Genomic DNA, 3,903 nt, shown 5'->3' with positions numbered 1-3,903 from the left:
ATGTTTGAAAGTTGATTATACTCCAATAGTACATATAACTGCATTTAAGGCTGGAACTAAGAAACAAATTTCTAAATCAGTAGCTGAAGCAGCAAAATATACAGTAAAAGATGAAGATTATTTAATTCCATATAATAAGCAGCTGTCTAAAGAAACTGTTTTTATTTTAGATAATGCATTAGCAAATAGACGACTTGTTGCTTTTGGAGGAGAACTTAGAAATATACATAGAGAATTAAATCTTGATGATGCAGTAGATGGAGATTTAATAAATACTGATAATGAAGATGAAGCATTAAGAGAGGATATTAAATACTATATTGAGGTTTATGATTGGAGTGTAGGATATAATCAATATATAAAAAGAGATTGAATAAATATATTATATTGTAGAAGATATTTATAATGATATTTTTTGTTTAAAGAAAGAAGAAAATACAAACAAATGCTGAACTTTAGGGAGAGCAATATGATTGATTCTAATATTACTCTCCCTAAAGTTTTTTATAGTTTTCTATTGTTTAGTTAAATATAGATTTATTTAGTACTTTGTAGTTTTTTAAATAATTTAATTGAGAAATAGAGTATAAATATAAAAATTATTAATCCACCAATAAAATTGATAATCATTGGTAGAAGATTAGGTTTTGCTATAATTGTTTTAATCATGGTTATCACTCCTTTATATTTATAATACTTTATTATTATACTTTTGAGAAGATTTTAAAATTATAACAACGAAATATTATAAATATTTGACAAAATTTGAAAATTCTGTTACCCTCTATTAAATATTAACTACAGGGGGTATTAATATGAAAAAGTTTAAAGTATTAAGTATTTTTTTATCAATGTTGTTAATTGTTTGTGGGTTTAGTTTGAGGTCTTATGCAGATGATAATAACAAGGAAGAGTTATTATTATTATGCGATGAGTATGGGTTAAAAGATATTGACATTGAAGATTTGCCTGAGGGTGTTGTTCCACTAGAAGTAAATTCAGTTGAAGAATTAAATGATATTATGAAAAAAAGGGAAGATGAGAAAAAGAATATTCAGGTAGATACTGGGTTTGCAGATGATCTTTTAGGATTAAATAATCTATATAGAGACGTAGCTGGTTTAGAAATTGATTTTAGATATTTGCCTTTAGGCACTAGAATTCACTTGTCAGCTACTTATGAATTTTATTCACAGGGTTCATTTACCGGGATTGAGAGAGTAATAAATCATGGTTGGAATATGAAAGGATTTTCTCCTGATGTAAGTTTAAGCAATTCAAGAAGCAGTGCTAGTGCATCCAGAGGAATATTAACTGTTGATGGTACAACTGACGTTGATTATTATTTTCTAATTGAGGGTCTTATAAAATATAATACTGAAATTCTAGATGCTGGATTTCAATTTGACCTGCATAGAGGATATTATAATACGTACGCTGATTTTAGATAAAAAAATAATAAATTGGGGCCTTTTTTAGGCCCCAATTTATTATTTTTTTATAGGGTATATCTTTAGAGCCTGAGCTATAGGCTCTTTTTTATTACCAATAAAACTAGAGAGTAGTTTCACATGCTATAATTTTTATGGCGAAGGAAAAAGGTACTTTTTAATCTATATCTTTGTCGCCTTCGCCTAACTAGAAAAAAGCATGTGAAATTTATTAAATCAAGGTGGAGATTTTTTAGGTGATTTTCCTAAAAAATACTACCTTGATTTAATAAAAACGAACGGAAACTTTGAGGTCAGTTTTGCACTTTTTATTTAATGTTTTTGGCTCCGCAGGACACACACTTCATTTATGAAGTATAGTGTGATATACTTTACAACTAAGGTAATTCTTAGAAATTAGATTAAGTTTGTAAAGTATTTTTTATTTTTCAATGACCTGGAAGGGATATTGAAAAATAAAAAGGAGGGTGATTCTTTTGAGTTATGCTATTCTTAGAATGCAAAAAGTAAAGGCAGTTGGAATTAAGGGAATGCAATTTCATCATCAAAGAGAAAGAGAAAGTAAAACCAATCCTGATATTGATTATGAAAAATCTAAATTGAATTATGATTTGAACAACCAAAGTGAGATTGATTTTAATAAAAAGGTTGATGAAATTATAAAAGAAAATGTTATAGGTGATAAAAAGATTAGAAAAGATGCTGTTAGACTATGCGATATTGTAGTAACTTCAGATCCAAAGTTTTTTGATAGACTGACTGATAGAGAAATAAAAAATTTTTTGAAGATAGTTATAATTTTTTATGTAATAGATATAAAAAAGAGAATATAGTTTATTCAACTGTTCATTTAGATGAAACTACTCCACATATGCATTTTGGTTTAGTTCCAATAACTGACGATGGTAGATTATCAGCTAAAGAGATCTTTAATAGACAAGAATTAAGAGATTTACAGACAGATTATCATAAATTTATAAATGAAAAAGGCTTTGATTTAGAAAGAGGAGTATCTTCTGATAAAAAAGGACTTAGTACACAAGAATTTAAAAAGCAGACTTTAAAACAAGATATAGAAAATAAGGCTAAAGAAAAAAATATACTTCAAAAGGATTTAAAGGCTCTTAGAGAGGATTTAAAGATATTGGACATGCATAAGGTTGATTTGGATAAAATAAATCAAATAGAGGCGCATAAAACCCTTTTAAACAAAAATAAAGTAACTATTAGTCTTGAAGATTATGCTAATCTTATAAATATAGCAAAGTGGGCTGTAATAGATAAAGAAAAAGTTATATTACCATATAAAGAATTGACTTATAAATATAAAAAAGAATATGAGAATATAAAAAGAGAACTTGAAAAGAAAGAAAGTCTTTCTGATATTTCAAGTTTTGCTAGAGAAAAATCTATGTTGCTTTATAAATTATCTAAAAAAGAAAATCGCATAAAAGAATTAGAAGATTTTATTAAAGATAATAATTTAGAAAAAGACTTTGAAAAAAGTCTTGAAATTGAAGATAAATCTTTTGAGTTAGAATTATAAAAAAAGCACCTCTTTTTTGGTGTTTTTTTTGTGCCCAAAAACGAGTTTCTTCTTATCTTGATACTATGTGAACACTAGGAATCTAGGTTGACACCTTTCAAACCAAGCAAAATCAATTGTTGTGGAGAAAAAAAAGGTCGTTTTTTAGGGTACTGATAGACAGAAAAATACCCCTGTGTTATAATTTAGTCACCACAACAAAATTAAAAACCACAAGGGGATATTTTATATTCATTTTTAGTTTTTTCCCTTCTGTGGTTACAGAAAGGAGTTTTTTAAATTGTACAATAATCATAGCATAGATAGTAAAAAAAATAAAGTACTAAAAGATGTAAAATCTGATGGAAAAGAAAGACCTTGGAGAGAAAAGAAATTGAAAACATTGGAATTAGCTGGAATTTATAAAGAAATTGGGTTGGATAATAAGGCTTTTAGAGTTAAATGTTGTAGTTGTCAATTGTCTTTTAAAGTTGATAATGAAACAGGAGAAAAGAAATTAAATAGTATGATGTCATGTCAAGTGAGGTTATGTCCAATGTGTAACTGGAGAAGAAGCCTAAAAATCTACGGTCAAGTATCAAAAGTTATGGATAAAGCTCTTGAAGATAAAGAGTATAGATTTTTGTTCTTGACCTTAACTTGTGAAAATGTAAGAGGTAAAGAATTATTAAAAACTATAGATAAGCTATTTTATGCTTTTAATTTATTGACGAAAAGAAAAGTAGTTAAACAATCAGTTAAAGGTTGGTTTAGAGCATTAGAAGTAACTCATAATATTGATGAATTATCGAAAAGCTATGATACTTATCATCCGCATTTTCATATAATTTTAATGGTAAATAAGAGTTATTTTAATAAATCAGAAATTTATATTTCGCAAGAAAAATGGACAAGCCTTTGGAAATC

At 27.1% G+C, this 3,903-nt stretch carries 4 protein-coding genes and 1 pseudogene; 4 read left to right on the top strand and 1 reads right to left on the bottom strand.

The window, feature by feature from the left end:
- The coding region (locus CIW83_RS21635; protein WP_158220211.1) for a protein rep at nt 1-373 on the top strand (373 nt) is incomplete at its 5' end.
- 164 nt (nt 374-537) lie between these two features.
- On the opposite strand, the gene CIW83_RS24625 is transcribed toward CIW83_RS21635, so the two are convergent.
- A complete protein-coding gene (locus CIW83_RS24625; protein WP_255374568.1) occupies nt 538-669 on the bottom strand; it encodes a hypothetical protein in 132 nt (43 codons plus the stop codon).
- A gap of 146 nt (nt 670-815) precedes the next feature.
- Here CIW83_RS24625 and CIW83_RS21630 point away from each other — a divergent pair, with 146 nt between their 5' ends.
- The 3 genes and pseudogenes from CIW83_RS21630 to CIW83_RS21615 all read left to right on the top strand — a co-directional run.
- A complete protein-coding gene (locus CIW83_RS21630; RefSeq protein ID WP_094904497.1) occupies nt 816-1,451 on the top strand; it encodes a hypothetical protein in 636 nt (211 codons plus the stop codon).
- A gap of 497 nt (nt 1,452-1,948) precedes the next feature.
- A pseudogene (gene mobV, locus CIW83_RS21620) lies at nt 1,949-2,997 on the top strand (MobV family relaxase).
- A 280-nt stretch (nt 2,998-3,277) separates the two neighbouring features.
- The coding region (locus CIW83_RS21615) for a protein rep (RefSeq protein WP_143598618.1) at nt 3,278-3,903 on the top strand (626 nt) is incomplete at its 3' end.

It is taken from the genome of Tissierella sp. P1 (genome assembly GCF_002266425.1).
Classification (GTDB): Bacteria; Bacillota; Clostridia; order Tissierellales; family Tissierellaceae; genus Tissierella; species Tissierella carlieri.
Note: the sequence above shows the minus strand (reverse complement) of the source record. Positions and strands in the feature narration are given on the sequence as shown.

Excerpts from the sequence above, each read along its gene's own strand:
- CIW83_RS24625 (WP_255374568.1), bottom strand. The coding sequence starts at position 669 with ATGATTAAAACAATTATAGCAAAACCTAATCTTCTACCAATGATTATC.
- CIW83_RS21630 (WP_094904497.1), top strand. The coding sequence starts at position 816 with ATGAAAAAGTTTAAAGTATTAAGTATTTTTTTATCAATGTTGTTAATT.